Annotated in this window: 5 protein-coding genes; all 5 read right to left on the reverse strand. The window is 52.8% G+C overall.

What is annotated here, in order from left to right; translation table 11 throughout:
* On the reverse strand, positions 1–375 hold a 375-nt coding region (locus ABSG49_RS11995; RefSeq protein WP_424026369.1), incomplete at its 3' end, for a hypothetical protein.
* On the reverse strand, positions 372–515 hold the full coding sequence (locus ABSG49_RS12000) for a hypothetical protein (RefSeq protein WP_424026370.1): 144 nt from the start codon (positions 513–515) through the stop codon (positions 372–374). The genes ABSG49_RS11995 and ABSG49_RS12000, both read right to left, overlap by 4 nt.
* A 46-nt stretch (positions 516–561) precedes the next feature.
* Positions 562–972, reverse strand: coding sequence for a hypothetical protein (locus tag ABSG49_RS12005; RefSeq protein WP_424026371.1), 411 nt, complete (start codon positions 970–972; stop codon positions 562–564).
* Complete coding sequence (locus ABSG49_RS12010; RefSeq protein ID WP_424026372.1) at positions 969–1,550, reverse strand: hypothetical protein; 582 nt, start codon at positions 1,548–1,550, stop codon at positions 969–971. Before ABSG49_RS12010 ends, ABSG49_RS12005 begins: the two co-directional genes overlap by 4 nt.
* A 348-nt stretch (positions 1,551–1,898) precedes the next feature.
* Positions 1,899–2,696: an HNH endonuclease signature motif containing protein gene (locus ABSG49_RS12015; RefSeq protein ID WP_424026373.1), complete on the reverse strand. Its 798-nt coding sequence runs from the start codon at positions 2,694–2,696 to the stop codon at positions 1,899–1,901.
* Positions 2,697–3,559: the final 863 nt, after the last annotated feature.

Consider the following 3,559-nt stretch of genomic DNA (forward strand, 5'->3'; position numbering starts at 1 on the left):
GTTCACCAGCGATTCCGGATCCTCGTGGACCTCCGGCTCTTTCGGAGTGGTCACCGTAACCTCACCTTTCTTGATCTCGACCAGCTCCTCTTCCTGCTCCTCCGTGCCTTCCTTCCGGATAACCTTCTTCTCGAACTTCTCCTGCATGTCGTAAAGGGTAGCCAGCATCTTATTGAGTGTGATAAGCTCCTCCATGCGCTGTACTGGGGCCAGCGTCTTCTTCCGTTCCGGATCCCGTACAATCCGCGCGAACATCGCAACGTTCGTCCGGTACTCCTCCATCGTTCCTTTCGTTCCGGCGCCTTTAAGAGTCGGTGCGATGTTCAGCGGGATCTTCCTCCGGTGCGACGGATCGCGCTTTTTTCGGCTGGTCATTCGTCTTTCAACTCCTTCTGTCGTGCTTCAATCTCTCTCAGTACCGCCACCTTCTCATCGACCGGCGCGTCGGTATCGAACTTCTCCCGCTGCGTCCGGACAAGCTGCTGCATCTTCTCATCGCGGATCACTGATGCCACCACCAATCGCACCCGAACAGCACCACGCCGACCCGGTCCCAGAATGTCAGGTATCCCCGCTCGGTATCCCCAGACGCACAGAACCAGAACGGGGCGTGCCCCGGCCCTTCTGGATCTCGCTGATTACCAGGGCAAACGCCGATTCCAGCCGGTCCTTCTCGTCCTTCTTCAGCACCACACCCTCGACCTGCATAACCTCCCGCATCGCCTTCTTCACATCGATATACGCTGACCGTTTCTCAACCTCGGCTTGCAGGTGCAGGATCGCGTCGCCCGGGTCAAGGTCCAGCCGGTTACAGACCGCGATCGCTTCCTGCGAGATGTGATACGCCCGGCTCTTGCGTGGAGAGGATTCCTTGAAGGTGCGTACTGCATTATAAATGATTTTGGGGGGGCATACCGGACGCGCTTTGTTGATCGGAGTATCGTATTCACCGACTTCTTCATCTTCGGTCATTTCGAGCACGTTACCCGGTACGGGTTATTCGGGCACGTTGAGCAAGGAGAATCCCCCACAAACCCGCTCGGGTGCTGCGCATTGAACTCTTTCATAGTCTGGCAGTTCTGGCACGGATTGAACTGCGGTGCTGTTGTGGAAGTATACCAGAACTGGTTCCATGGATACGGTGTTGGCTGCGGATAGGTAACTGGCCGGGCTTCCAGTGCCGCGATCCGCTTCTCCATCTCCGGCTCAGCCGGCTTCTCGTCCTTCACCTTGAGAACGTATGATGCGCCCTTTTCCAGCGCCTCGATCCTGCGATCAAGCTCTTTGATTTTGGCACCGGTTGTTTTCCGGAGGGTCCCTGCCGGATATGCTTCATTGAGATCACCGAGAATGCGCTTCTGCTGGTCTTCCAGCCGCTCAAGCCGCTGATACACACTGTCCTGCTGTGCGATCCGGTCCTTGAGCTGAGAGTTATCCTTAATCAGATTGTCATTCTTCTTCTTGTCCAGATACTCTGCACTTCTGGATACTTTGGGTGGCTGCTCTGCGGGTGCTTGTTTTTCTTCGACCAGATCATCCAAGGGACACATCGGATACTTCGGGAGCCTGTCTGCTTTATACACGTACGCAGTAAAACCGCAGCGTGTGAATCTCCCGAGGAACATATCAGATAATCCGTCGCTGCTCCCGGCAGGACACCGCCCGCAGTTTTCAATATGACATGTGCCTATCTTGACTCGCAGTATCTTTGTCATGCTCTTATCCTCTCCTTAAACTCTCGATCTGTTCTTCAATCGTTGCCTTGATCCAGCTTTTATCCGCATCGGTTAAACCACTTTTCGCCGGTGTAGACACTTGTATACGCTGCTCCATTGCACGTATACAATCGCTGATACTCCCCATGCTATACTTGCGAAGTACAGGGATGAGATCCAGTTCTATCCGCTGCATACAATTCTGATTTGCCACGATTCTTTCACCTTCGTTTTCCTCTTGTGTTTCGATTTGTGAAGTTCTCCGTTCAGCGTAATCCCATTTGAAATGTCCCAGAACGCCGGAATCGCCAATGCCTCGTCTAGAGTGGTAACCCCGTAATCCCGGATCAGTTTCGATAACGGTACGAGATGATGAGCGTGTAATCCTTTCCCGCGATACCCGGTAACTTGACAGGTGAAGTTATCCCGCCGAAACACCGCATCCCGCCATGCTAGGCCCCATTCACAGTCGCGGATCGCGTGGTTCAAAGTGCTGATCCCTCCTTTCCATCTCGGGTTCAAAGGGCCACGACGTTCTCTGGCTGCCCGGCGTGACTGCTCCTTTCGGTCAAACCTACCGAATAGGAGATCCAGTAAATATGCCGGATTCTTAGGCTCTACGACCCTGACCTCCTTAAGAGAATACCTAACTCCTCCATACCAGATCTGCCGGCCATGACTCTCCATATCTAGGATAATCTCGGTATCGGTGCGCTCCTTGCCCATCAGCGACTTGGATATCTTATCCCTAGTCACATCATTGGGATGTCTTCCCCTATTTCTTAGTCCAGCAATTTTCGCGCCACACGCAGAGCACCGATACTCAGCAGGGTCTTTCTTTAACTCACTCGGATAACAGGTCCGTTCCTTTCCACAGTCAATACAGCGAAACGTCTCCTTCGGAACACGCACTACCCCGCGTATTGCTGCAATAGCCCTTTTTTGAGATGCTCTTCGAGCAACTAACTGCGCTTCACTCATCCACCCAGTATTATGTTTTATTATATGTATACTTTTGGTATACTTACCTCTTTTTTCAATTCTGTGTCCGGAGGACCAGGCCTTAATTCCATAGGAAATGACGGATGTGAATCTGGAATCTACGACGTTAACCCCGTAGAAATTGATGAATAACAGTGGGTAGTAGATATTGATGAATAACAGTGGGTAGTGGGTGTGGGCCTATATTCCATCGGAAATGTGGGTAGTGGGTGTGCATGTCGCAGATGTCGCAGAATATCTATTCTGCGCAATCTGACCCCTTGATATGCACACGTCGGAGTATGCACTCTGTATACGTGCCCTGGTGCCCGGCATACAGCCAGTATACACACGGGACGGGCACCCGGACCCCCCCGGCCGGGCCTGGGTACGTGATCGTGGTTGCAGTGGAAATAATACCTTTATCAATAGATGCCTATGGAGAATTGCAGTGGAAATAATACCTCTACGCAAAGATACCGATGGAAAGCCACGGGAGGGACAGACGGGTTACCGGGTACTCCTCTCATAAACCGTATGTTGGTTTATCATTGGTAATGATAGGTAATGTATAAACTAGCCGGTGGTTTATGGTTGGGGGTGGGGGATAGGAGAGCGGGACCGGTGAGGATGTAAGGTATGCGCTTGCTGAACGCTCTCTGGCTCTTGAGATGGTGCTGATCTATGATTGCTCTGGGATCGTGCGCTTGAGGCTATGATAGGTGCCTGGATAGGCTCTGTATGCTCTATACTGTGATATGATGGATAGCGAGCTGAGGAGTATACATCCCCGCTCTTGGGGGGCGCTGCCCCCCGGCGCTCGATGCGCCGCCATCCCCCCGGGCCGGGTTGGGGGTGCCGCA

The organism is Methanoregula sp., from assembly GCF_049510175.1.
Taxonomy (GTDB): Archaea; Halobacteriota; Methanomicrobia; order Methanomicrobiales; family Methanospirillaceae; genus Methanoregula.

Coding starts and splice junctions, on each gene's coding strand:
- ABSG49_RS12015 (WP_424026373.1), bottom strand. CDS start 2,696: ATGAGTGAAGCGCAGTTAGTTGCTCGAAGAGCATCTCAAAAAAGGGCT.
- ABSG49_RS12005 (WP_424026371.1), bottom strand. CDS start 972: ATGACCGAAGATGAAGAAGTCGGTGAATACGATACTCCGATCAACAAA.
- ABSG49_RS12010 (WP_424026372.1), bottom strand. CDS start 1,550: ATGTGTCCCTTGGATGATCTGGTCGAAGAAAAACAAGCACCCGCAGAG.